This window comes from Pedobacter sp. MC2016-15 (genome assembly GCF_026239695.1).
Taxonomy (GTDB): domain Bacteria; phylum Bacteroidota; class Bacteroidia; order Sphingobacteriales; family Sphingobacteriaceae; genus Pedobacter.
The window spans coordinates 524,469-548,710 of record NZ_JAPIVS010000004.1 but is presented as its reverse complement, the minus strand read 5'-3'; the positions used below and the strand labels follow the sequence as shown (position 1 = coordinate 548,710).

The 24,242-nt window shown below is 41.9% G+C and carries 22 protein-coding genes; 8 read left to right on the top strand and 14 right to left on the bottom strand.

Going from position 1 to position 24,242, the window contains the following annotated elements; translation table 11 throughout:
* Positions 1–4: 4 nt before the first annotated feature.
* Complete coding sequence (ppk1, locus tag OQY15_RS15035) at positions 5–2,062, bottom strand: polyphosphate kinase 1 (RefSeq protein WP_265792623.1); 2,058 nt, start codon at positions 2,060–2,062, stop codon at positions 5–7.
* A 105-nt stretch (positions 2,063–2,167) separates the two neighbouring features.
* Positions 2,168–2,944: a hypothetical protein gene (locus OQY15_RS15030; protein ID WP_265792622.1), complete on the bottom strand. Its 777-nt coding sequence runs from the start codon at positions 2,942–2,944 to the stop codon at positions 2,168–2,170.
* A gap of 74 nt (positions 2,945–3,018) precedes the next feature.
* Here OQY15_RS15030 and OQY15_RS15025 point away from each other — a divergent pair, with 74 nt between their 5' ends.
* Both OQY15_RS15025 and OQY15_RS15020 read left to right on the top strand, forming a co-directional pair.
* On the top strand, positions 3,019–3,510 hold the full coding sequence (locus tag OQY15_RS15025) for a YajQ family cyclic di-GMP-binding protein (RefSeq protein WP_265792621.1): 492 nt from the start codon (positions 3,019–3,021) through the stop codon (positions 3,508–3,510).
* Positions 3,510–3,956, top strand: coding sequence for a GNAT family N-acetyltransferase (locus OQY15_RS15020; protein ID WP_265792619.1), 447 nt, complete (start codon positions 3,510–3,512; stop codon positions 3,954–3,956). The genes OQY15_RS15025 and OQY15_RS15020 overlap by 1 nt, the downstream gene beginning before the upstream one ends.
* Here the strand turns inward: OQY15_RS15020 and OQY15_RS15015 are convergent.
* Entirely contained in the window at positions 3,953–4,927 is a 975-nt protein-coding gene (locus OQY15_RS15015) for a glycoside hydrolase family 43 protein (protein ID WP_265792618.1), read from the bottom strand. The two genes, OQY15_RS15020 and OQY15_RS15015, sit on opposite strands and share 4 nt — an antisense overlap.
* A gap of 34 nt (positions 4,928–4,961) precedes the next feature.
* A complete protein-coding gene (locus OQY15_RS15010) occupies positions 4,962–6,275 on the bottom strand; it encodes a nicotinamide mononucleotide adenylyltransferase (protein ID WP_265792617.1) in 1,314 nt (437 codons plus the stop codon).
* 61 nt (positions 6,276–6,336) lie between these two features.
* Between OQY15_RS15010 and OQY15_RS15005 the strand changes: the two genes are divergently transcribed.
* Positions 6,337–8,052, top strand: coding sequence for an ABC transporter ATP-binding protein (locus tag OQY15_RS15005; protein ID WP_265792616.1), 1,716 nt, complete (start codon positions 6,337–6,339; stop codon positions 8,050–8,052).
* Here OQY15_RS15005 and OQY15_RS15000 read toward each other — a convergent pair.
* The gene (locus OQY15_RS15000) at positions 8,039–8,935 is read right to left on the bottom strand and encodes a mechanosensitive ion channel domain-containing protein (RefSeq protein ID WP_265792615.1); all 897 of its coding nucleotides are present in this window, start codon (positions 8,933–8,935) and stop codon (positions 8,039–8,041) included. The two genes, OQY15_RS15005 and OQY15_RS15000, sit on opposite strands and share 14 nt — an antisense overlap.
* 104 nt (positions 8,936–9,039) lie before the next feature.
* Here OQY15_RS15000 and rnr point away from each other — a divergent pair, with 104 nt between their 5' ends.
* The gene (gene rnr / locus OQY15_RS14995) at positions 9,040–11,172 is read left to right on the top strand and encodes a ribonuclease R (RefSeq protein WP_265792614.1); all 2,133 of its coding nucleotides are present in this window, start codon (positions 9,040–9,042) and stop codon (positions 11,170–11,172) included.
* A gap of 54 nt (positions 11,173–11,226) precedes the next feature.
* A complete protein-coding gene (locus OQY15_RS14990) occupies positions 11,227–12,195 on the top strand; it encodes a polyprenyl synthetase family protein (RefSeq protein WP_265792612.1) in 969 nt (322 codons plus the stop codon).
* A 2-nt stretch (positions 12,196–12,197) separates the two neighbouring features.
* On the opposite strand, the gene OQY15_RS14985 is transcribed toward OQY15_RS14990, so the two are convergent.
* On the bottom strand, positions 12,198–13,016 hold the full coding sequence (locus OQY15_RS14985) for a response regulator (protein ID WP_265792611.1): 819 nt from the start codon (positions 13,014–13,016) through the stop codon (positions 12,198–12,200).
* A gap of 335 nt (positions 13,017–13,351) precedes the next feature.
* Here OQY15_RS14985 and OQY15_RS14980 point away from each other — a divergent pair, with 335 nt between their 5' ends.
* Entirely contained in the window at positions 13,352–13,720 is a 369-nt protein-coding gene (locus OQY15_RS14980) for a helix-turn-helix transcriptional regulator (RefSeq protein WP_265792610.1), read from the top strand.
* 65 nt (positions 13,721–13,785) lie between these two features.
* Here OQY15_RS14980 and rpmA read toward each other — a convergent pair whose 3' ends face one another.
* The 4 genes from rpmA to OQY15_RS14960 all read right to left on the bottom strand — a co-directional run bounded on the left by rpmA (position 13,786) and on the right by OQY15_RS14960 (position 16,571).
* Complete coding sequence (gene rpmA / locus OQY15_RS14975) at positions 13,786–14,202, bottom strand: 50S ribosomal protein L27 (protein ID WP_265792609.1); 417 nt, start codon at positions 14,200–14,202, stop codon at positions 13,786–13,788.
* Between the two features lie 59 nt (positions 14,203–14,261).
* Positions 14,262–14,573, bottom strand: a complete 312-nt coding sequence (gene rplU, locus OQY15_RS14970; protein WP_265792608.1) for a 50S ribosomal protein L21 — start codon at positions 14,571–14,573, stop codon at positions 14,262–14,264.
* A gap of 83 nt (positions 14,574–14,656) precedes the next feature.
* Positions 14,657–15,166: a hypothetical protein gene (locus OQY15_RS14965; protein WP_265792607.1), complete on the bottom strand. Its 510-nt coding sequence runs from the start codon at positions 15,164–15,166 to the stop codon at positions 14,657–14,659.
* 19 nt (positions 15,167–15,185) lie between these two features.
* Entirely contained in the window at positions 15,186–16,571 is a 1,386-nt protein-coding gene (locus OQY15_RS14960) for a dicarboxylate/amino acid:cation symporter (protein ID WP_265792606.1), read from the bottom strand.
* A 144-nt stretch (positions 16,572–16,715) separates the two neighbouring features.
* Between OQY15_RS14960 and OQY15_RS14955 the strand changes: the two genes are divergently transcribed.
* Positions 16,716–17,213 carry a sigma-70 family RNA polymerase sigma factor gene (locus tag OQY15_RS14955; protein WP_265792605.1) on the top strand — a complete coding sequence of 166 codons (498 nt, stop codon included), beginning with the start codon at positions 16,716–16,718 and terminating at the stop codon, positions 17,211–17,213.
* Positions 17,200–17,799: a hypothetical protein gene (locus tag OQY15_RS14950; RefSeq protein ID WP_265792604.1), complete on the top strand. Its 600-nt coding sequence runs from the start codon at positions 17,200–17,202 to the stop codon at positions 17,797–17,799. Before OQY15_RS14955 ends, OQY15_RS14950 begins: the two co-directional genes overlap by 14 nt.
* A 15-nt stretch (positions 17,800–17,814) precedes the next feature.
* Here the strand turns inward: OQY15_RS14950 and OQY15_RS14945 are convergent, their stop codons facing one another.
* The 4 genes from OQY15_RS14945 to OQY15_RS14930 form a co-directional block, all read right to left on the bottom strand.
* Positions 17,815–18,435: a hypothetical protein gene (locus OQY15_RS14945; RefSeq protein WP_265792602.1), complete on the bottom strand. Its 621-nt coding sequence runs from the start codon at positions 18,433–18,435 to the stop codon at positions 17,815–17,817.
* 83 nt (positions 18,436–18,518) lie between these two features.
* Positions 18,519–20,405: a family 20 glycosylhydrolase gene (locus OQY15_RS14940; RefSeq protein WP_265792601.1), complete on the bottom strand. Its 1,887-nt coding sequence runs from the start codon at positions 20,403–20,405 to the stop codon at positions 18,519–18,521.
* Complete coding sequence (locus OQY15_RS14935) at positions 20,402–22,804, bottom strand: glycoside hydrolase family 3 N-terminal domain-containing protein (protein ID WP_265792600.1); 2,403 nt, start codon at positions 22,802–22,804, stop codon at positions 20,402–20,404. The genes OQY15_RS14940 and OQY15_RS14935 overlap by 4 nt, the downstream gene beginning before the upstream one ends.
* A gap of 19 nt (positions 22,805–22,823) precedes the next feature.
* Positions 22,824–24,242: a glycoside hydrolase family 125 protein gene (locus OQY15_RS14930; protein WP_265792599.1), complete on the bottom strand. Its 1,419-nt coding sequence runs from the start codon at positions 24,240–24,242 to the stop codon at positions 22,824–22,826.

Sequence of the window (24,242 nt, the reverse complement as noted above, 5' to 3'; positions counted from 1 at the left end):
ATATTTAATGATGTTTGTTTTTTAAGTAATTATAAGTTTGAACCTGTGCCCTCACTTTCGTGCTGATACGGTTTTTATGATATTTATTATTGTTCATCCGGGTAATATCCCTGGCTTTGACATTATCCTGTAACTGGAACTCAATAATGTCTTTGATTTCTTGTTTTACCTCCGGATCAAGCACCGGGAAGCCTACTTCAACACGGTGTTCGAAGTTTCTGCTCATCAGGTCTGCTGAAGAGAGAAAGATCTCTTCCTTACCATTATTTCCAAAGATGAAAACCCGTGCATGTTCAAGGAATTTATCGATGATACTGATAACCGTAATATTTTCACTGTAACCTTTAACTCCAGGCACAAGGCAACAAATACCACGAACGATCAGTTTTACCCGCACCCCTGCATTACTGGCATCGTACAATTTCTCTACAATCCCTTCATCAGCAAGGCTGTTCACTTTGAAAATGAGATATGCGGGTTTGCCGGATTTGGCAATTTTAATCTCCCTGTCAATCAATTGATAGAATCGGTTCCTGGTATCCAGCGGAGAGACAATCAGGTGTTTAAAACCTGAAGCAACCGTCTTTTTGTTCAGGGCAGCAAAAAGTTTGATGAGATCATGTGTGATCTCTTTTTTTGCGGTAAAAATACTGTGGTCACAATACAGCCTCGCGGTTTTTTCATTGAAATTACCTGTAGCCAGGTTGGCGTAATAAACCGGACGGCCCTTTTCTATTCTGGTCACAAGACAGATCTTGGAATGCACTTTGTAATCTGTCAATCCATAATTCACCTGAACGCCTTCTTCTTCGAGCCTGTTGGTCCAGAAGATATTGGCCTGCTCATCAAAACGAGCCTTGAGCTCGACAAGACAATTGACTTTTTTACCGTTTTTGGCAGCGTTGATCAGTGCATTAATGACCCTGGAATCTTCCGCAAGCCTGTACAAGGTAATATTTATCGCTGTCACCTTGGGATCAATTGCAGCCTCCCTAAGGAACAATATAATATAATCATAGGATTGATAAGGCAGGTTGATCAGATAGTCTCTCTCTGCGAGCTTATCTATGATACTTTGTGTTCGGTGTAAGCCATGAACCTTCAGGGGAATGGTGGGCGCATATTCGAGACTTTTATCACCTACATTTGGGAAACGGATAAAATCACCAAAACGATGATATCTGTTTCCGGGAATGAGGCTTTCGGCTTCAATTTTCATTTTTGCCACAAGCACACCCAACATGTCAAAAGGCATCGCTGTGTCATACAGCAAGCGCATTGGCTTACCCTTCTTACGTTTGTCAAGACTGGTTTTCAGCTCATCAATAAATTTCTCACTGACGTTTTTGTCGATATCCAGCTCAGCATCCCTGGTCAGCTGTATAGAGAAGGCATCCATCTCATCATACTTGAATACGTAGAAGATATCATCAAGACAATATTTGATAATATCCTCTGCAAGGATGATAAATTTAAGTCCGTTGGTTTCTGGCAGTACCAAGAACCTCGGAAGATTGGGTGGAAGTTCAATTAGCGCATATTTCTCGTCTTTCCTGGTAGCTTTCTTTTTCAGCCTGACAAAAAAGTAGAGGTAACGGTCCTTTAACTCTGGAAATGGTTTATCCAGATCCACCATTATAGGAACGAGATTGGAAAGGATCTTATCCCGGAAATGTTCTCTTACAAACTCTCCCCTGGCAACGTTGAGCTGCGTATCATTGAGAATAAAAATTCGGTTTTGGGCCAGCTCATTGATTAGGGTAGCCTGAAAAAGTTGTTCAAACCTACGTTCCTGTCTGACTACGATGTTCTTGATTTCATTCAGGATTTTCTTTGGGTTGAACCCTAAAAGCTCCTTCGTTTTGTCATTTAAATTAGACAAGCGCATCATTGTTGCCACCCGTACACGGTAAAATTCTTCCAGATTGGAAGAAAATATAGAAAGGAACTTGATTCTTTCAATCAGTGGTACAGTTTCATCCGCCGCTTCCTGTAAAACCCGTTCATTAAAATATAACCAGCTGATTTCTCTATTTAAAAATGGTACCTTCTTCTTAGTCATGGGTTAGGATCAAAAATTCCCTGAGGGGAGCGGATGTTCAAAACTGCATATTCTATTGTTAATTCCATGTTAATTATTTAGACGTTAACAATAGAAATTGAAGTTTTATTTACTGTCGTCACTAGATTCCTCTGTCGCCGGAGCAGCGTCAGTAGTTGCTGCAGGAGCTGTAGATTTCACAACAGGAGCTTTTTTAACAGCCGGTGTTCTGGTTGTTTTGGCTGCCAGAGTTTTTTTGACTGCTGCTGTTTTTGGAGTTGATGTTTTTACAACAGGTGACTTCACTTCAGAAACCGTTTCAGAAGCTGTTGTTTTAACGGCTGCACGACGTACTGCAGGTTTTGCAGGGGCTGCAGCAGGTTTGGCTGCAGCAGGTTTTGAGGGAGAAGCAGATTTTGCAGGAGTCACAGTTTTTGTAGCAGTTGCTTTCGCAACAGGAGTTTTAGCAACACGTTTAGCTTTCTGAACCGGAGCAGCGATAGCTTTGTCAGCAGCAATTGTAGTTTCTTGTACAGGCTTAGCGATTGCATCAGCTGCTTTCTCTGCCGTTTCAATAGCCGGCACTTTAATACTGCTCAGCACTGGCTTAGCTTTAGACACCGCCTTTTGTACTTCTTTATTTGCTTTTTTAGCTCCTTTAACCGCTGATTTTTTTACTTTTTCAGCTTTTGAGCTTACTTTCTGCTCCGCAGGCTGGAATTTCTTGGCCAGTTTACCGGCAAGAATCTTCGCCGCCTTTGCCACATCAGCACCAATTTTTTCTGCATCGTGCCCAAGGGTAGTTATGGCCTCCACGAATTTTTGTGCAAGAGTTAATTCTAATTCTTTTTTAACTGCTTTTTTAGCGAGTTTTTTTTGCACTTTTGGTTTTCTGGTTTTCATAATATATTTTTTAGCCTGACCGTTAAAAGATTAATATTTAAATCTAATATTTTTTTTATACTAAAGCTATAATCATGCCCACTTTCGATATTGTAAGTAAAGTAGATGCGCAGACATTGGACAATGCAATGAACAACGCAAAAAAGGAAATTCTTAACCGCTATGATTTTTCCACTTCCAAAAGTACAATTGACCACGACAAAAAAACAAACGTCATCACTGTTGTTACCGAAGATGATATGCGCTTAAAAGCGATTGAAGATGCTATCATCTCAAGAATGGTAAAGCAAAATATGGATCCTAAGAGCCTTGACTTCGGCAAAGAGCAATATGCATCCGGAAATATGATCAGGAAAGAAATTTCGATCAAAGAAGGAATTGACAGAGAGGTAGCGAAAAAGATCGTTGCCAAGATCAAAGCCAGCGGACTGAAAGTTCAGCCTTCTATGATGGATGACCAGGTGAGGGTTCAAAGTAAGAATATAGACGACCTTCAAAAGGTAATTGCATTGTGCAAAAGTGAAGATTTCGGTCAGCCACTGCAGTTTATCAATATGCGCAACTAATGGAAATCAGGGAAAGCGGTTTTATATTTTCAGACGACAAAAACCTGATTGACGCCACTGCTGTGCATCAATATTTGAGTACGCAATCGTACTGGGCAATGGGGATCCCCTTTGAGACCGTTTACAAATCTATCTCCAATTCCCTGTGTTTTGGTATTTATAAAGATAGCCGTCAAATAGGTTTTGCCAGATGGATAACTGATGGGGCCACCTTTGGCTATCTCGCAGATGTTTATGTAGTAGAAGAGTTCAGGGGTCTGGGTTTATCAAAAAAATTAATGTCGATCATGCTTTTTCATGAAGATCTGCAAGGCCTGAGAAGATATATGCTGGCTACGCATGATGCCCATGGGCTTTACAGTCAGTTTGGCTTTGAGCCCCTGGAGGATCCTGAGAGCATCATGGCTATCGTCATCAAAAACGCCTACTTAAAGCACAAAGATTAGTCTAATCTTTGTGCTTTAACTCCCTCTTTGGTGATCACTACCGGTTTGATCAATCCATCCTTATCAAAAGACATCATATCAATACAGGTTTCCCTGTGGTTGCCGTCGGTTTCTGTCAATGGTCTTCTGTGATAAACGATATAATACAGATCTTTTTTCTCGTTGTGGATCACAGAATGGTGTCCTGCACCTCTGGCAATTTTCGGGTCCTGCTTCAGGATCTTCCCAATCCTTTTAAAAGGTCCCATCGGAGAATCTGCAATGGCATAAGCCACTGAATAATCAGGACCTGTCCATCCACCTTCTGACCACATAAAATAATACTTTCCATTCCTCACAAACATGTATGGGCCTTCTACATAGCCTTCCGGAGTAATTTCTTTATATGTAGTACCATCTTTATACGGAATGAGTGTTTTGAAGTCATCACTTAACTTCGCGATGTTACAGTGCTTCCATCCCCCGTAGATGATATAATATTGTCCGTCTTTATCCTTAAATACAAACTGATCAATAGGCTGTGCGCCATTATAAAATTTGTCGATCAGAGGTTTACCGATATGATCTTTAAAGGGGCCTTGGGGACGGTCTGCGACAGCCACCCCTATTCCACCACTTTCTTTATCGCTCTGAATGTCATTGGCTCCAAAAAACAGGTAGTATTTCTTGTCTTTTTCAATGATTGCAGGGGCCCATACGGCTTTGTTTGCCCATTTCACATTCGCGGTATCCAGCACATGCGGATGTTTTTCCCAGCTGATCAGATCTTTTGAGCTAAAGGCATCCAGAAAAACCTGTTCTTTATAGGGTGCAGAGTAAGTAGGATAAACCCAGTATTGTTTGTTAAACACGACGGCTTCAGGATCAGCATACCATCCTTTGAAGATGGGGTTTCCAGATGTTTTTTGCTGCGCAATCGTTGCTGAAGCAGTAGTAAGTGCAAAAAGGAAGAGTAATTTCAGAAATTTCATATTGCCCGGATATATTATGTTCTTAACTACAGGATCAGACAGTTTTCACATCAGTTTCACTGTAGTCTTTAATGTCGGTAATATATCCATTCAAAATTAAAAAATCAAACAAAGGTTTTGCATCGGGCGTAACAGGCATATTGGCCGTGGTAATAACCGCATTTGTTTTTTTATCCAGGAAAGGATAGGCAAACAACTTCACGTTTTTTGAGAACATATCACTCACGTAACTGAGCAGCTGACTGGTATAACTTCCACCAAAGTTGCTGGAGTTAAAGACAAACTTAAGGTTATTGATGTTGGTGGAAATCCCTACACTCTTGGGCTTGCAGCGATCGAGATATTTTGCAAGTTTATTGTGTCTGGCAAAATTGGAAACGATGACCAGATTACCAGTTTTAAACATCTCTTCAGCACGCGCGGCGACAGCATGCAGGTCAATATGTTCAGGCTTTTCGTCATCGGCTGTAAGCACATTGGACATCAGTACCTCAATCAGAACACTTAGGTTTTCCTTATTGACATTCTCTGTCCTTTTAAATTGGTCGACCGCATTATTAAACATGCTGAAATTGGGAAGTGACTTCTGTGCATATTTTGTCCTGAGGATCATGATGTCCTTTTTGTACAGCAGGTCCTTCGCGAGACATGGATTACCCAGCGAATCAAATATCGCGGCATCAGAGAAGTCCTTTACCACAAGGTATAAATTGAGGAGCACGTTGTTGATACCGTTAAATGCCGGGCCATTAACAGAGATCAGGTCAATTTCCACCGAGCCGACAGTAAGGTTTTCTACCAGTGATTCGATCATTCTTTTGGGATCATCATGGTAATAAAAGGCGGCATAAACGAGGTTCACACCTATAATTCCCAGCACATTCTGCTGCAGGGCCGCATCAGTATCCAGTAACCGTAAATGGAAGAACATCTCATTAGCGTCTCCCCCCGGTTCAGTCTGAAACTTTACGCCGATCCAACCATGGGGATCATTTGATTTGTTATAATTGAGGGTGGTTACTGTATCTGCAAAAGCAAAAAAGGTTCTGGCATCATATTTCTCACCACATAATCTTTCCGTAAGCAGACCAAACTCATGATTGAGCATTTTTTTTAAGCGCGACTGGCTTACATATCTTCCTGTTTCTTCTGCACCATAAATGGCGTCACTGAAGGTCATGTCGTATGCCGACATGGTTTTTGCTACTGTTCCTGAAGCAGCACCCGCGGTAAAAAAATTACGGGCTACTTCCTGTCCTGCCCCGATCTCAGCGAAAGTTCCGTAAATATTAGGGTTTAAGTTAATATTCAGGGCCTTGCGCTTGGTATCAAGAATTTCTCTTTCCATTTCGCAAAAATAGCCAAAAAGCCGGAATTTGAGGGATAATTTTAGCTATATTGGTCATCAGATGTTAAATGTAATCGATCTAAATATTCAGTTTTATAATCAGGAAGAACGCAGCTGGATTACCGCCGTAAAGAAGATTAGTTTCAGTGCAGAAAAGGGTAAAGTACTGGGTATAGTGGGTGAATCCGGTTCTGGAAAATCAGTGACCTCATTTTCTATTATGCGTTTGCATGACCCCAGGTATTCAAAGATCGAAGGCGATATTGTCTTTAACGGAACAAGCTTAGGAGCTCTCTCAGAACAGGAGATGAACGGCTACCGGGGTAACAGGATTGCCATGATTTTCCAGGAGCCGATGACTTCGCTTAATCCGGTTTTCAGCTGTGGATATCAGGTGCAGGAAGCGATCATCCTGCATGAATCGCTTACAAAAGATGAAGCCCGGGAAAGAACGATAGCCCTGTTTAAAGAAGTACAGCTGCCGAGGCCTGAACAAATGTTCGACTCCTACCCTCACCAACTTTCAGGCGGGCAAAAACAAAGAGTAATGATCGCGATGGCCCTGAGCTGCAATCCTGAATTGCTGATTGCCGATGAGCCTACCACAGCGCTGGATGTAACGGTACAAAAAACCATCCTGCAGCTTCTGTTGAAAATCAAAACGGAGAGAAACATGGGGATGATTTTCATCTCCCACGACCTGGGTGTGATCAGTGAGATTGCAGATGAGGTAGCTGTGATGTACAGAGGAGAAATTGTAGAACAGGGAACTGTAAACGAGCTTTTTCATCATCCAAAACATCCCTATACCAAGGGGCTGCTGGCCTGCAGGCCTTCTCCGCTTCATAGGCTCAAGAAATTACCAGTGGTAGCGGATTTTATCGGTACAAATGATGATCAGGCAGTGGCACATTTGCTGGCTGCAAACAGTTATACACAGACGGAGATTGACGATAAACGTGCAGCACTTTACAACGCTTCCCCTCTGCTGGAAATTAAAAATCTCTGTACCTGGTTCCCCATAAAAAATGGACTATTTGGCCAGACAACAGCGACGGTAAAAGCTGTGGATGATGTAAGTCTCAAACTTTATCCGGGCGAAACACTGGGGCTCGTGGGTGAGTCCGGCTGTGGTAAAACCACCCTGGGAAGAACGATCCTCCGTCTGGCAGAACCTACATCAGGATCTATTATTTTCGAAGGACAGGATATTACTCACCTGAAGCATACTGAACTGAGAAGACTGCGCAGAGAAATCCAGTTGATTTTTCAGGATCCATATTCCTCACTCAATCCGAGGTTAACTATTGGAAATGCATTGATGGAACCCCTTCAGGTGCATCAGGTATTCAATTCCGGAAGTCAGCGGCTCAGTCATATTCAGCATCTGCTGGAACTGGTAGGTTTGAAACCAGAGCACCTGAACAGGTATCCGCATGAATTCTCCGGCGGACAGCGCCAGCGTATCGTGATTGCGCGGGCTCTTGCTTTACAGCCCAAGCTGATCATTTGTGATGAATCTGTTTCGGCACTTGATGTTTCTGTACAGGCTCAGGTGCTTAACCTGCTGCGCTCGTTACAACAGGAACTGGGTCTCACCTATATTTTCATCTCACATGACCTGGCCGTCGTGAAACACATATCTGACAGGATGATCGTGATGAATAAGGGGAAAATTGAAGAAGAAAATTTCCCGGAGATAATCTATAATCATCCGCAAACAGCATATACTAAAAAACTGATTGACGCGATACCGGGAAAGATCAGTCTCCAATAGTGGAATCTGTAGCGGAATCAGGGGCAGATAACCTGATTACAGCTGTATTTAAAGCTCTCCTGATCTCTCTTTCTTTGAGCTTGTCATAGTTATTCAGTAACACCATCACTTTAAACCGTGCGATTTCTTTGCTGATCGCAAGCGTTTTAATGGTTAATCCTCCGGAAGAGATGTAATCAGTAAATTTTTCTACTGACTTGTTGAGATACTGCTCCAGCGCGTCAGGGGTATATCCATGCTGGTGAGAAAGTTCAAACTCGATATTGAGCTTTTTAATATTCTGTTTGGATTGATTGATAATCACAGAGCTGAAGATGACTGAATTGGGTACAATCACCATGTCGTTGTCCTCATTCTGCAGGATAACATTGATCAGTGTAATATCCAGAATTTTTCCTTCTGTATCCTGGACTTTAATATGATCACCCAAAGAAAGGCGGTCAGAAAACATGATGATCAGACCATTGATCATATTGGTAATATAGTCTTTGAAAGTAACTGCAATAGCTGCCGCAACGATGGTTATGCTTGTCAGAAACTGCAGTGGCGCAATACCCATAAAGATCATGAAAGCGATTACCCCAAATGCCGTGTTCAAGATCGAAACAATCCTGTTGATACCCAGAATAAAGTTATCTTTGATATTAGGCTTGAGACGATGTTTTCTGATATACCAGTAAATGATGATCAGCCGCAGGAAAGAAACAGCAGTGCTGGGCCCAAGAAAAACGATGAGTGCTTTGGTAGCACTCGCCAGCCAATGGTAATGGACAAGTAAGGGTGGCTTATTGACATTGGCATACACAAGCAGCATAAAGACTACTGTCTTGACCAGAATCATAAATATCTCACTTTTTGTCTTTCTTTGTTTTTCCTCGATCATTTTATCATTAATAGTTGTTATTCATAGGTTCTGATGATACAATAGCTTGTTTTAACCCATAAATCATTTCAAAGTGTTACCTTCGGAATATTGACAAATATACTATGGCAAAAAAGAAATCTTCTCAAATAAAACTCGTACTTACTCAGTTAATCAGCGACGTTTTAGAGAATAGCAATAATGAGGCCTTGAATTACAAACAGGTTTCAGCCAAACTGAACATTACCGATAACGAATCCCGGGAGACTATTCTGGAAATTCTCAAAGAGCAGGCCCAGAAAGGTATCTTTACTGAACCCCAAAAAGGCAAGTTTAAACTGAAGGACCTCAAAACTTTTATCACGGGAAAAGTAGATATGACGGCCGACGGTGCTGCGTTTATCATTCCTGACGACGAGTTTGAAAAGGATGTATTCGTATCCGCACGTAAATTACATAATGCACTGCATGGCGATAAGGTTAAAGTTTATATCTACGCCAAAAAAAGTGGAAGGAAAAATGAAGGTGAGGTTGTTGAAATTATACAGCGGCTGAAAACGGACTTTATCGGTGTGATCAAAATCTCCGACCGCTTTGCTTTTGTGAGCATTGATGATAAAAAGATGCTTCAAAATATTTTTGTACCCCTCACTGACCTGGCAGGAGCTAAAAATGGACAGAAGGTACAGGTAGCGATTACAGACTGGCCTGATGGGGCTAAAAATCCTATTGGAAAGATCATCAACATCCTGGGGACGCAGGGCGAAAACGATACTGAAATGAATGCTATCCTGGCGCAGTATGGTTTCCCTTTGTCTTTTCCACCAGAAGTTGAAAAAGAAGCCAACGAGATCCCTGAACAGATTACTGAGGAAGATATGAAAGACCGCAGGGATTTCAGGCAAACGACAACTTTTACAATTGACCCTGCAGACGCGAAGGACTTTGATGATGCGATATCCTTCAAGACTCTTGAAAACGGGAATTTTGAGATTGGGGTTCACATTGCCGATGTCTCTCACTATGTACAGCCTAAAAGCTGGCTGGACAAAGAGGCCTATTCCAGAGCTACCTCCGTATATCTGGTTGACCGTGTGATTCCAATGCTACCGGAAAGATTGAGTAATGGAGTTTGTTCTCTTCGCCCTCATGAAGATAAACTCTGCTTTGCCGCGGTTTTTGAACTTGATGACAAGGCCAATATTCTTACTGAATGGTTTGGAAGGACTGTCATCCACTCCGACAGGCGTTTCAGCTATGAGGAAGCACAGGAAGTGATTGAAAATAAAACCGGTGATTATGCAGCTGAGCTGAAAAAACTGAATGAGCTGGCCCATATACTGCGCGACAGGAAATTTAAAAATGGCGCTATCAGCTTTGAAAGTACAGAAGTGAAGTTTCAGCTGGATGAAACGGGAAAACCTATAGGGGTTTATGTAAAAGAACGTAAAGATGCACATACGCTGATTGAGGATTTTATGCTGCTGGCCAACAAAAAGGTAGCTGAATTTATTGCCAAAAAAGGAAAGGGAAAACAGAAATACACTTTTGTGTACCGTTCACATGACTCTCCAAACCTTGAAAACCTGGGTAACTTTGCGCTTTTTGCCGCACGCTTTGGGTACAAGATCAACATGAAATCTGACAAGGACATTGCGAAGTCCCTCAACTTCCTTATGGAAGATGTGGAAGGTAAAAAGGAGCAGAACGTACTGACACAACTTGCGATCCGCTCAATGGCCAAGGCAGTGTATACCACGAAGAAAACCAGCCATTACGGACTTGCATTTGATCATTATACTCATTTCACCTCTCCTATCCGCCGTTATCCTGATGTGATGGTACACCGTCTGCTTGCGGCCTATCTGAATGGCGAACGCTCGGCAAATGAGGATGAATATGAAACCGCAGCAACACATTCTTCGGCCATGGAAAAACGTGCCGCAGATGCAGAACGCGCTTCAATCAAGTACAAACAGGTGGAATACCTGGAAGAAAATGTAGGTAAACTCTTCATGGGAATTATCTCCGGAGTAACGGAATGGGGTATGTATGTTGAACTGATCGAGAACAAATGCGAAGGAATGATCAGGTTAAAGGATATTGCAGATGATTTCTACGTATTGGACGAAAAGAATTACTGCATCGTGGGACAACGCAAGAAAAAGAAATACCAGCTTGGTGATGAAGTGAAAGTGAAAGTAAAAAAGGTGGATTTGTCTAAAAGACAAATTGATTTTTCACTGGTACAGGATTAATTATAACTGAGCAGGACAAAGAAAATTAAAGAATAAACACTACAAAAAAAATTAATGCATTCCATTTTAGAGTTACAAGACATCGTAGAAAAGGCAATTAAAAAAGTACAATACCCAAGCCATCCTGCACGATTATATGAACCCATCAGTTATATCATGAGCCTTGGTGGGAAAAGAATCAGACCGGTATTATTACTACTCTCCAGTGAACTGTTTAATGACGATGTAACTATAGCTGTTGAAGGTGCCCTCGCCATAGAGACATTTCATAATTTCACTCTAATTCATGACGATATTATGGATAATGCACCAATACGCAGGGGCAAGGATACTGTACATATTAAATGGGGTGTAAACAATGCCATTTTGAGCGGAGATGTGATGATGGTAGAGGCCAACAGACACCTCACAAGATTGGATACCACTGTCCTGAAGGATGTACTGACCTGTTTCAATGATACAGCCAGCGGCGTTTGTGAAGGCCAGCAGCTGGATATGGAATTTGAACAACGCAGAGATGTGAGTATTGAGGAGTATATCAATATGATCCGGCTGAAAACAGCAGTTCTTGTTGGCGGATGTATGAAGATCGGGGCCATCATTGGTGGTGCGGACATCACTGACGCCGATCTGTTGTATGATTTTGGTGTGAACTTTGGCTTGGCATTCCAGCTGCAGGACGACATTCTCGATGTTTATGGCGACCCGCTTAAATTTGGCAAACAGGTTGGCGGAGATATCATTTCAAATAAGCAGACCTTCCTGCTTCTCAAACTCAAAGAACTGGCCAGCACTGCCGATCAGGCTTTACTGGAAAGGCTTGGTTCCTCAACCAATCACCCGCAGAAAGTTGAGGCAATAACAGAACTGTACAATCGCTATCAGATCAGGGAGATTGCTACTGCAGAAATGGAACGCAGAGCTGATATTGCTTTTACGTCTCTGGACCAGGTGAGTATCTCTGAAGAGCGGAAATCAGAACTTTATCAGCTGGCCAGATCACTGATCAACAGGGAAAGTTAGGTTTAATTATCTACAAGATGTTTAATCTTATCATAAGTTAGAGGCTTCGTCAGGAAGTCTTTAACGGATTTAAATGATTGTGCCCTCGTACGTTCAGCCGGATCAATGGAAGAAGAAATGATCACTACATCTATTCTGATATCACGTTCCTCCAGGGTCCTTAAAAATGCCCAGCCATCCATTTCAGGCATATTGAGATCCAACAGGATCAGATCGGGGCTGTTGTTCTCCAGATAATCCAGGGCCAGCAGGGGACGATCAAACTGCACCACCTTTTTGTTCTTATTGTGTTTGGTGATGATCATATGATGCAATTTGTTGGTGAGAGAATCATCATCAACCAGCATGATATGTTTGGAATCACTAAGTGTATTTTCTGCTGCGAATAGTTTTGGTGCCTCTCCTTTATTGATTAAACGGTTTAGCATCTTTATAATATCGTCTAGCTTCTCTGCCTGAAAATTGATATCCTTCAATAATTCACGGATTTTAGTCGTATCAAAGGACTCCATTTCCGGATAATTCAGGATACTCGACAAGCTTAATATATTCGTAATAGGGGCACGCAGGTCATGTGATGCCAGATGGGAATATTCGTCGAGCAATTTCATCTGGTTGGTTTTTCTGTTGCTGTCGATGATTGTACAGGAGACATATTCCTGATCAGGACCTACAATTACCGGCGTAAGAACTACCTGCAGCAACACGTCTTCCTCGTCCTGCACCTTCAACCTCTTTTCAATATTAAAAGATTTACCTTCAAAACACTCTGCTACCAGCTCCGAGAATACCTTTAGATATCTCTGTGAAATGAATTCCACAAAAGATTCCCCAATCACAGGATTCTTGTCTAAAAAATGACCTAGCTTTTCAGTGGAGTGAATTTTGAAATAAGTAATCTGATTTTTTTTATTGATAAGGAAGTATGAGTTATCAGCATAACGATCACAATGAGCATTAAGCTTCATGGCTGATTTCCATTAATATGACACAAATACAAGCATTCCTTTGATTTTTCTTACGCATTTAATCTCTTTTTTAAATCCAAAACCTCCTCACTAACGTAACTATCATCCAATAACGGCGATAGTGGTTCGATAATTGCCTTTTTCCACCTATAGAATAAAGTGACAAACCAACAAAAAAAATATTATTTATGCAAGAAATTCTATCAAAGAAAATATTGGGAGAGCGAATTAAGTCTTTAAGACTAGAAAAAGCTTATGCCCAGGCTTATGTAGCTGAATTTTTAAATTTGTCCAGAAGTAATTATTCTCAAATTGAGCTGGGCAATCAATACCCAACATTTAATACGCTAAATGCGATCTCCAGGCACTATAAGAGAAGCTATGAATGGTTACTGCATGGAGAAGAAGAAAAAGAAATTGTAGAAATCAGGCAGCTAAACCTGTCTTTTGTTTCACTTGCAAAAGAATTGGAGTCGAGTCTTAAACATTTTTCCACGTCCTTAACGCAATTGAGGGAAGAGGTTGACCATCTAAAAAAAGAGATCATGATATCCTGAAAAATGGACATATACAAAAAAGCCGCAACGAAAATCGTTGCGGCTTTTTTGTATATGTAAGAAAATTATTCTGCCGGAGCAGCTTCAGTTTCTGTAGCAGTCTCAGTAGCCGCTTCAGCTTTCACTGCTTTCTTTGCAGGTGCTTTTTTCGCAGGCGCTTCAATTTCTACTTCAGCTTGTGCAGCTTTAACAGCAGGAGCTGTTTTTTCTGCAACAGGTGCTGTAACAGCAGCTGGTAAAACTGAAACATAAGATTTGTTATCTTGTTTCTTTCTGAAAATTACAGTACCGTCTACAAGAGCAAATAAAGTATGATCTTTACCAATACCAACTCCTTTATCAGGGTGGTGTTTAGTTCCGCGCTGACGTACTAAGATGTTTCCTGCAATAGCTTCCTGGCCACCAAAGATTTTGATACCTAAGCGTTTACTATGTGACTCACGTCCGTTCCTGGAACTACCGGCTCCTTTTTTATGTGCCATTTTGTTTTATATTTTATGAATAAACAACCGAAACTGCTTATTTATTGTTTAACAACTAATTATAAACTGATACCAGAAATCTGGATTTTTGTGAAATACTGGCGGTGGCCATTTTTCTTTTTGTAACCTTTTCTACGTTTCTTTTTGAAAACGATTACCTTATCGCCTTTTAAATGAGACACGATTTTAGCTGAAACGATTGCGCCTGCAAGTGAAGGAGCACCAACAGAGATATTACCTCCGTCTTCAACCAACAATACATTGTCAAATTCAATACTAGCGCCTTCATCTCCTTGCAAACGGTGTACAAAAAGGTGCTGGTCTTTTGCAACTTTGAATTGCTGTCCTGCTATATTTACTATTGCGTACATTGTTAAATAATTAGTATTTTAAATTGTTTATTTTTTATCGAGGTGCAAATATAGAATATATATTTATAAAATCATAACGATTTCTATTTCTTACTGTATCTTTCTTCAGCATCACCTATGGTTTTCTCTACAAGAGCCTTCATTTGGCCCGCTACGGTAGCCAGCTTTGGGATATCATTGTAATCGGTCAGGTAAATCACCTTCTTTGTTTTACGCTTGTAATTGAAAGTAAAGACATAGCGTAACACTTTAGACTTGTTCAGGTCTGTATCAGCATTTGCAATAAGGTCAGGAAAATTCCAGTAGCCCAGCTCATTCATCTTATTGTGCAGATAACTGATATCATTAGGGCGAAGTTTTACATTGGTTTTGATCAATGAGTCATTTTTATCCAGGTATTCATATCTGCCTGTGGCGGAATCATAAATGTTTGGCATATCATTGCCGGCACCCCATTGAAACTGGAAAGAGACAAATTCATCTGATCTGAAAGGAGCATTTCTAAGGATTGGGGTATAATAGATGATGCAATAACCCAAAAAAGGAACGACTATGGTTAAAAATAAAAATATTTGTTTGGCTCTGGTACTCATTATATAAAGTTAAAAATAATTAATCATGGGCTTCTGAGAGCTCGCCCTCCCACTTGCTTACGACAGCTGTGGCGATACTGTTTCCAATTACATTTGTAGCTGATCTGCCCATATCCAGGAGCGGATCGATACCAATCAGCAGGGCAAGTCCTGCTTCAGGAATATTGAAGGTGGCTATGGTACCTGCAATCACAACCAGAGAAGCTCTTGGTACGCCTGCAATACCCTTACTCGTGAGCATCAGGATCAGCATCATGGTGATTTGCTGCTGGAAAGACAAATGTATTCCGTAAGACTGTGCGATAAACAATGAAGCGAAAGTCATATATAACATCGATCCATCCAGGTTAAAGGAATAACCAAGCGGCAGTACAAAGCTCACAATTTTATCTTTACAACCAAAGCGCTCCAGCTGAAGCAATGTGCGCGGATAGGCAGCTTCACTGCTGGCAGTACTAAAGGCTACAAGCACAGGTTCTTTCATCCGGTTCATCAGGTTAAATACACGCCCTTTGAGAATCAGGTACCCTATCAGGATCAGCAGGATCCACAGCATGAGCATACTCGAATAGAATTCACCTATAAAGAGTGCATAGGTAGATAATACGCTTAGTCCCTGTTTGGCTACAATAGCAGCCATGGCACCGAAGACCGCAAAAGGGGCAAAGTTCATCACATAGCCGGTGATTTTCAGGATTACATGCGCAACAGCATCGAAAAATTCTATAATGATCTTGCCCTTCTCTCCTATTGCCGCAGTGGCCACACCAAAGAACAGTGAGAATACAACGATCTGCAGGATTTCGTTGGTGGCCATCGCTTCGGTCATACTTTTAGGCACAATGTGAGAGATAAAATCCTTCATCGAGACAACGGCCTTCTGTATACCAGTATCTGCATGACTGCTTGGTAGGGGAAGGTGCATGGCTTCTCCTGGCTTGAAGATGTTTACCATGATTAAACCCAGGGTAAGAGATAACAGGGAGGCGCTGATAAACCAAAGCATTGTTTTACCACCTATACGGCCGACAGCCTTAATATCTCCGACTTTAGCTACGCCCACTACCAATGTCGCAAAAACCAGCGGCGCAACAATCATCTTGATCAGCCTTAGAAAAATATCACTGAGTAAAGTGAGGGGTTCCAGCTTCTTTTCCCTGATTGTTTCATTTTCATGACGGGTTTTGAGTGCTTCTTTCTTTTGTACGTTGAGCTGGATGTAATTTGTTGAAGAGGTATCTTTTATTCCTCCCAATTGCATATCTATACTTTTGATCTGATTATCAGCCCTGAGGATATTGCTATTATAGGCATCAAATGATTTTACATTTAAAACATAGCCAAGGATGACACCCAGTATCAATGCTAAAAATATAAAAAATGTTAACTTGTTGTTTTTTGACATTGCTTACAGTTGTGGGTATTTGAGAGCGTAAAACTACGATAATAAACTTATTTAGTAAAGATTGTGGAAAAACGCGGTAAAAAACTATCCCTTGCTGTAACATTTCAGTACCAAACATGTCTCATTCACATAAACTAACGCAGATTGGATCAGAAAGACCTCTTATTTAAGCAAATCTTCGACAGCAATTCTAAGAAGATCTTCCATTTATGCTATGGATATACGGGAGATGCCGATGCTGCCAATGACCTTTTGCAGGAAACCTTCCTCAAAGTCTGGCAGAATATGGATAAGTTCAGGCAGAAATCGCTCATATCTACCTGGATCTACCGCATAGCTGTAAACACTTGTCTCACTTATCTCCGTTCAGAAAAACGGCAGGCGAAGGATGAGCTGACAGAAACATTGATCGAGAGCAAAACGGAAGAATATTCAGAAAAGAATGAACAAATAGCTCTTTTATACAAATCCATATCAAAACTGGAAGAGAATGACCGTTTAATTATTACTATGGTGCTGGATGAGCTTCCCTACAATGAAATCGCTGAGATATCCGGGATTTCAGAAGGAAATCTAAGGGTTAAAATTCACCGTATTAAACAAAAACTCACCGAATTATACAATCAACATGCAAGACTTTGAAAATATACAGTCCCTTTGGCAATCACATTCTGTAGAGCTGAAAATCTCTGCGGCAGAGATGCTGGAGCAGGCAAAAAAAGAGGTGAATGCCATCCGTAGCAGGTCCCTTATTAATATCGGGGGGATGGTGCTCTCCTTTATCGCGATCAGCGCCGCTTTAATTTATTTTAATTTTGATTCCTGGACAACCAACCTCGGCATAGAGATCGTTGTACTGGCCGTAGCCGTTTATACCATTCTTTTATACAGGGAGCACAGGTTAATCTCCCGTAATGATTTCACCGTGCATCCCGGGACGTTTCTGGGTAAACTGCACGAATATCAAATCAGCCGTTTTAACCTGTATAATAAACTATACTGGTTTTATGTGGCGGCAATTGCAGTAGGATTTATACTCTTTTTCTTTGAGACACTGCATGATCTTGACACCTGGATTCAAGTGTCCATCCTCCTTTTTACAGTACTATGGATGGTATTTTGTGCAACGATCCTCCGCAAAGCGTTCATGAAAAAGGAGAAAGAGCGCATCGATCTGCTGATAGAGAAATTTGAAAGAATCAGTTCTCAGTTTCAGGAAAAAGAATAAGATATCTGCTTAAATCTATTTAGTAATCTCATCAATTGAAAAAGTGTTCCCCCTTAAACGGTAAAGGAGCACTTTTTCAGATCCGTTCTGTTGTGCCGTGTCTGTGGAATTGACGATAGGGTAAGACCTGAACAGTTCTCCGTTTTTGATGGTAAACTTATCATTTCCTCCATAGGTCTTTTTAGCACGGCTGCTTAGGGCGGGAAAGCTGATTTTATTGAAGCTGCCGTTAGTATATTCATATACATTGAGGTCCTTCACATTTTTTTTGCTCAACAATTCGATATAGATCTCAGGATTGCCATCATTATCAAGGTCCATATTCCAGGCATCGGTAATGATTCCTTCGCGCTCAGCGGATAAAGATCTGTAGTTATTTTTTGTGGAATCAGACATCAGTAAAAGATAACCACCGATGCTGTCTACACCTTTTCCCCAGCTTACTACTTCAAAGTTAAGACCCGGTTTGATGGCAATATCCTTATAAAATGGAAAATGATCTGCATTCTTGCTGAGGGCAGGCTTACTCTCAGCGGCATTCTTTGCAGGTACTGTTTCTTTACTGTTGCAGGCAAACAAAAACAGCAGCCCCACTAAAAGTGCAGACTGCTGTGATATATATTTTAATGGCTTCATCCTCTTTTTTTGTCAGCAATTTATGCTAAAAAAGGGTTTTAACCAAATTATAATGTTAAAAGAACCCCGCAAAACAGGCTTCCTTATTTTGCTCCATTGTTCAATACAGTAGTAGATACAACACTGCGTTTGCCGGTAGAAGTTATCACTATAGTTTTCAACTCCAGCTTCTTACCTTTTGGAACAGAAATCTTTAAGGGAGTAGTTACTGCATTGGAAACATCTGAGGGACGGGTACCATCCAGGGTGTAATATACTTTTGATCCAAGCACCGGAGCTTTCAGGTCGGCAGTAATTTCATCACCATCAATTTGTTTATCAGATTGTCCCAGAGGTGTAGGTACCCAATAGTTTCTTCCCGCTTTGTCCAGTCTTGCGAGGTGTAAAGGAATACGCTCTTCGGAGAAGTTTTTGTAATCTTTTCTTGCTAAGGGACTCCATGCGATCTCGCTTAGCGCCAGCATTCTTGGCAGAATCTGGTACTCCAGTTTCCCTTCATTTTCAACATATTCCGTCCAGATGTTAGCTTGTACACCTTCGATAAATTTCTTCTGGTCATCTGAAAGTTCAGCAGGAACCGGATCGTAAGCGTATGCTTTGGAATATGGAGAATTACCACCGATGTTAACAGGCTCGTCAGGTGATGACGACTGTGCATGATCTACATATAATCCATTGCTTCCAGGCGTCATGATCACATTGTGATTGAGTTTTGCTGCTGCGATACCCCCTTCAACACCTCTCCACGACATAACAGTAGCGTTTGGTGCTAATCCACCCTCCAGAATTTCGTCCCATCCGATGATATTACGGCCTTTGGAGTTCAGATATTTCTCGATACGGCTGATGAAATAGCTTTGCAACTCATGCTCGTCTTTCAGACCTTTTTCTTTAATCAGCTGCTGGCAGAAAGGTGATTGTTTCCAGTATTCTTTGGGACTCTCATCTCCACCAATATGGATATATTTTGATGGGAACAATACCAGCACTTCGTCCAGAACATCCTGCAGGAAGTTAAAAGTATATTCTGTAGGTGCAAATACATCGTCAAACACACCCCATGTTTGCTGTAACTGTTTACCTTTTCTGGATCCTGACCATGGGGCTTTAGGATCGATATAGGTATCTCTGTCAGGGAAGCAACTTAACTGCGGATATGCAGCAATAGCAGCTGAAGCATGACCCGGCATTTCAATTTCCGGAATTACATTAATGAACTTTTTCGCTGCATAAGCAACTACTTCTTTCACTTCATCCTGAGTATAGTAACCTTTATACGGAATATTATCCGCAGCAACGCCAGGATGGTGACCAATGATGGTACCAGCCCTTACAGAGCCTACAGAAGTTAGTTTAGGATATTTTTTGATTTCAATTCTCCAGCCCTGATCTTCGGTTAAATGCCAGTGGAAATTGTTCAGTTTGTAAGAAGACATCAGGTCCAGGTATTTCTTAACGAAAGCCACAGAGAAGAAGTGTCTGCCCACATCCAGGTGCATACCACGATATTTAAACCTGGGGTAATCCTGAATTTTACTTGCAGGCACAGCTATTTCCTGACCGGTTTTCTCAGGCATCATCTGGATGAGAGACTGCACGCCATAGAATAAGCCCGCTCCTTTACCTGTAACCCTGATAGTTTTTGCGTTAACATCAATCAGATACCCTTCTTCCGGTAGTTGGTCAGCTCCCTCAGAACTTAACAGAATTGAACGTTCATTATTGGATGCACTTTTGGCTGTCCTCAGTGCAAATCCACCATTGCCTGCGATAAATGCGTTAAGCATATCCGCAGTTGCGGCATTTGCTGCCTCGTTGGAAATCAGTACTACTGTTTTATCCAGTTTAAAAACTCCCGACTGCCGTACGACAGACACTGGTGCAGGGATGATCCCCAAATTTGCATCTGTCTGGGCGCTCGCAGCCAGTGTTACAAATGCCAGGACTAATCCTGAGATAACCTTCTTCATAGTTTATAGTTTTTGTTTATATTGATTTTCGTTTCCAGTTTGATATCCTGTGATGCAGCCCCTACCTTAATGGTAAAGTTGCCTGCTTCAACTACCTTTTGCATCTGCTGGTTCAGCAGGCTGAGGTCAGCTTTGTGCAGCACAAAGGATATCGTTTTTGTCTCGCCAGCTTTAATATTTACACGCTTAAAAGCTTTCAGCTGCTCTACAGGTGTAACTACAGAAGAAACATCATCACGCAGGTACAACTGTACTACTTCATCACCATCCCTATTACTGTCGTTTGTCACCTTTACACTTACATTGAGGTTAAGATCCTCCGCTTCGGTTAACTGTGCCTGCAGATCGCTATACTTAAAGCTACTAAAACTCAGGCCATATCCAAAACTATAAAGCGGACTTGCCGGTCCTTCTACATAATCATGTCTGGATGAGTTTTGATAATTGTAATAAACAGGTAACTGGCCTACAGATCTTGGAATAGAAACCGGCAGTCTTCCTGCTGGATTGTAATCGCCAAAAAGTACATCGGCAATAGCATGACCACCTTCCTGTCCCGGATACCAGGCAGAAACAATCGCTGGAACGTGTTCTGATGGCCAGTTCAGGTTTAGAGGACGCCCACCAATAAATACCAGCACCACAGGTTTACCTGTTTTCACAATGGCCTGTAATAATTCAAGCTGTTTGCCCATCAGGTCGAGCGACTGACGGTCGAAACCTTCACCACTTTCCATATCGCTCACACCGGTAGTCGCCTGACTCACTGTTGCGGCTCCTGTACTGATATATTCAGTTTTAAAATCGCGTGCACTTGAACCTCCGAGTACCACTACAGCAACATCTGATTGCTGAGCCGCAGCAACAGCAGCAGCGATATCTACGTCGGCAGTATCCCTGATTGCACAGCCTTTCACATAATTTACTTTTGCTGAAGGTAGTTTAGCCTTGATGCCTTTCAACACCGTGATGATTGCTTTTGGATCCTGCGGAGCAGTGTAATCACCCAGCTGATTGTAAATATTGTCAGCATTGGGGCCAATTACAGCGATTGAACCTATATTTTTCTTTAATGGGAGAGCATTGGATTCGTTTTTCAAAAGTATTACAGATTCCTGTGCTACTTTACGTGCCAGAGCCACATTTGTTGCATTGCGCGCAAATTTCTGCGCTGCCTTTGGATCTACGTATGGATTTTCAAACAATCCCATTTCAAACTTCTGCGTCAGTAAACGAGCTACAGCTTCGTCGATTCTCTGCTGTGATACTCGGCCATCTTTCACTGCAGCCAGTAGAGGTGCTGAGAAAATCTGTCCGCCAAGATCGTTGTCGAGTCCGGCATTCATTGCCTGCGCTGCTGCATCTGTATTGTCTGCTGCTACATGTTGCGTTGCCACAAGGCCGTCGATACTTCCAAGATCGGAAACCGAAAAACCTTTGAAGCCCCATTGTTTATGCAGCAGTGTATCCAGCAGATATGGGTTGGCACTGCATGGAATACCGTCTACAGAGTTGTAGGCAGCCATGATCGATAAAGCACCGGCCTTAACCGTAGCCTCGAAAGGTGGAAGATAGCTGGTGATGAGCTCTCTTCTTCCTGTATTGATCAGACCTGCATTATGTCCACCTTCGGGTGCACCATATGCAGTAAAGTGTTTCAATGTAGAAATAATGTTTACGCCGGTGTTGAGCATGTTATTTACACCCTGAAACCCTTTGACCATGGCTACGCCCATGGTACTGTTGAGGACCTGGTCCTCGCCATACGTTTCCTCTACCCTTGACCATCTTGGTTCACGGGCAAGGTCTAAAACAGGTCCGTAACCAATGTGTGCTCCCTGAAGCCTTGCTTCTTTGGCAATGGCAGTAGCCATCGACTGGATCAGCATCGGGTCCCAGGTGCTGCTCTGTCCAATAGAAGTTGGAAAAACAGTAGTTCCTATTGCCATATGCCCATGCGGACATTCTTCGGCAATAAATACAGGAATCTGTAAACGTGTATGCTCAATGATATATTTCTGCAGCGCATTGGTTGCCAGTGCAGATTTATAGGGATCAAGACCTGTCTCCAGAGTTTTCTGCGTCCATGGGTCAGCTCTCAGCGTTGCCCATAACATTCCGATCTGCTGCGCCTCTGCAGCTTTCTTGAACTTATCGGACACCACTACAGTGGTTCCTTTTTTATCATACATCTCCCATCCCAGTAATGTAGAGAGCTGGCCAACTTTTTCTTCGATGGTCATTCTGCCAAGCAGGTCTTTTACTCTGTCAGCTACGGGAGTCTTGGGATTTTTATAAAGCGGAGTTTCTTTTTTTTGTGCAGAAACCAGTGTTGGACTGCATACAAAAAAGAGAACTGGCAAAAGCCAGTTCTTAAATTTATTGTGATTCGTAAACATTCAGGTAACGGTTTTAGGTTTAAATCAGAAGGTGTGGACGTGACTGGTAAACCTCCCAAAGGAATTCGCCGAAGATGGTATTTGTCCATGCAAACCATGCCCGGGTAAAGGTTTCCGGGTGATCTTTTTTATAGGATTCATGCATAAATCCGGTTCCTGCATGACTCTTTTTCAACCATGCAATACATTGTTTAATTTCTGCATCATCACTGCTGGTTAATCCCCTGGCGATAATACTCAAAGGCCAGATCATATCCTGCTGCTCAACATGCGGGCCGCCGATACCTTCACTGTCTTTGCCTTTATAGAAATAAGGATTATGTTCAGAAAGCACGAATTTACGCGTATTCTGATATACAGGGTCAGTTGCTTTAACGGCGTTCAGGTAAGGTAAAGCGAGCAGACTTGGCACATTGGCATCGTCCATCAGGTTAACGTTTCCAAAACCATCTACCTCAAAAGCGTAGATCTTACCATAAACAGGATGTTCTACAATCGCATATTTCTGAATAGCAGTCTCCACTTCCAATGCCAGGGCCGTCAGTTCAGCCGCCAATGCAGCATCTTTATGCACTGCCGTTACCAATTCAGCAATCTGTCTCAAACTAACCACTGCAAAGAGGTTTGAAGGAATGAGGAAGGAGAAAATTGTGGCATCATCACTTGGTCTGAAACTAGAGCAGATCAGTCCCACAGGTTTTACCGGGAATCCGTAACCAGCCATAGGTAAACTATCTGTTGGTTTAGCAGTTTCACGCTGGAATGTATACGGCCCCAGACCAGTTTTACGTTGTTGCTCTTTGAAAGTTTTTACAATCAGCTGTATTGCGCTTTTCCATTGTGCATCAAAAGGAGTTGCATCAGCAGTCAGCTTCCAATAGTTGTAAGCAAGTCTCATCGTGTAACACAGGGAGTCAATTTCCCATTTGCGTTCGTGTATCCCAGGTTGCATTTTTGTATGGTCACTCTCCCATTCGCTTTTCTGTTCACCAGTATGGTAGAACGCATTGGCATAAGGATCTTTCAATACATAAACAGTCTGACGGTTGATGACACCGGCAATCAGATCTTTCAGCTTTGTGTCTTCCTTCATAAAAGAAAGATATGGCCAAACCTGTGCAGAACTATCTCTAAGCCACATCGCATCAATATCTCCCGTGATCACATAGGTATCAGGTTTTCCATTGCTGGTGGTGTAAGTAACAGTGGTATCTAGCGTATTTGGAAGGCAATTATTAAACAACCAGCCCAATTCCGGATCAGTAACATTTTTCTGGAATTTTTTGATTGCTTTTTCTACGGCAGGGCTGCTAAATTTTCTTTTATTCATGGGCACCCTTACGTTAGGAAATGCCGGTTCAAAAGCACTCAGTTCCTTACTGAAAAGGAGCCCTGCAGTAAGCAGGCCGGTGTTGGTAATAAAGTCTTTTCTATTCAT

What these genes read in the sequence shown, in the direction of transcription:
- OQY15_RS15005 (WP_265792616.1), top strand. Translation starts at nt 6,337, where the DNA reads ATGTTAAATGTAATCGATCTAAATATTCAGTTTTATAATCAGGAAGAA.
- OQY15_RS14930 (WP_265792599.1), bottom strand. Translation starts at nt 24,242, where the DNA reads ATGAATAGAAAAGACTTTATTACCAACACCGGCCTGCTTACTGCAGGG.
- rpmA (WP_265792609.1), bottom strand. Translation starts at nt 14,202, where the DNA reads ATGGCACATAAAAAAGGAGCCGGTAGTTCCAGGAACGGACGTGAGTCA.
- OQY15_RS14965 (WP_265792607.1), bottom strand. Translation starts at nt 15,166, where the DNA reads ATGAGTACCAGAGCCAAACAAATATTTTTATTTTTAACCATAGTCGTT.
- OQY15_RS15015 (WP_265792618.1), bottom strand. Translation starts at nt 4,927, where the DNA reads ATGAAATTTCTGAAATTACTCTTCCTTTTTGCACTTACTACTGCTTCA.
- rnr (WP_265792614.1), top strand. Translation starts at nt 9,040, where the DNA reads ATGGCAAAAAAGAAATCTTCTCAAATAAAACTCGTACTTACTCAGTTA.
- OQY15_RS14950 (WP_265792604.1), top strand. Translation starts at nt 17,200, where the DNA reads ATGCAAGACTTTGAAAATATACAGTCCCTTTGGCAATCACATTCTGTA.
- OQY15_RS15010 (WP_265792617.1), bottom strand. Translation starts at nt 6,275, where the DNA reads ATGGAAAGAGAAATTCTTGATACCAAGCGCAAGGCCCTGAATATTAAC.
- OQY15_RS15030 (WP_265792622.1), bottom strand. Translation starts at nt 2,944, where the DNA reads ATGAAAACCAGAAAACCAAAAGTGCAAAAAAAACTCGCTAAAAAAGCA.
- OQY15_RS14980 (WP_265792610.1), top strand. Translation starts at nt 13,352, where the DNA reads ATGCAAGAAATTCTATCAAAGAAAATATTGGGAGAGCGAATTAAGTCT.
- OQY15_RS14935 (WP_265792600.1), bottom strand. Translation starts at nt 22,804, where the DNA reads ATGTTTACGAATCACAATAAATTTAAGAACTGGCTTTTGCCAGTTCTC.
- OQY15_RS15025 (WP_265792621.1), top strand. Translation starts at nt 3,019, where the DNA reads ATGCCCACTTTCGATATTGTAAGTAAAGTAGATGCGCAGACATTGGAC.
- OQY15_RS14945 (WP_265792602.1), bottom strand. Translation starts at nt 18,435, where the DNA reads ATGAAGCCATTAAAATATATATCACAGCAGTCTGCACTTTTAGTGGGG.
- OQY15_RS14990 (WP_265792612.1), top strand. Translation starts at nt 11,227, where the DNA reads ATGCATTCCATTTTAGAGTTACAAGACATCGTAGAAAAGGCAATTAAA.
- OQY15_RS14960 (WP_265792606.1), bottom strand. Translation starts at nt 16,571, where the DNA reads ATGTCAAAAAACAACAAGTTAACATTTTTTATATTTTTAGCATTGATA.
- OQY15_RS14940 (WP_265792601.1), bottom strand. Translation starts at nt 20,405, where the DNA reads ATGAAGAAGGTTATCTCAGGATTAGTCCTGGCATTTGTAACACTGGCT.
- OQY15_RS15020 (WP_265792619.1), top strand. Translation starts at nt 3,510, where the DNA reads ATGGAAATCAGGGAAAGCGGTTTTATATTTTCAGACGACAAAAACCTG.
- ppk1 (WP_265792623.1), bottom strand. Translation starts at nt 2,062, where the DNA reads ATGACTAAGAAGAAGGTACCATTTTTAAATAGAGAAATCAGCTGGTTA.
- rplU (WP_265792608.1), bottom strand. Translation starts at nt 14,573, where the DNA reads ATGTACGCAATAGTAAATATAGCAGGACAGCAATTCAAAGTTGCAAAA.
- OQY15_RS15000 (WP_265792615.1), bottom strand. Translation starts at nt 8,935, where the DNA reads ATGATCGAGGAAAAACAAAGAAAGACAAAAAGTGAGATATTTATGATT.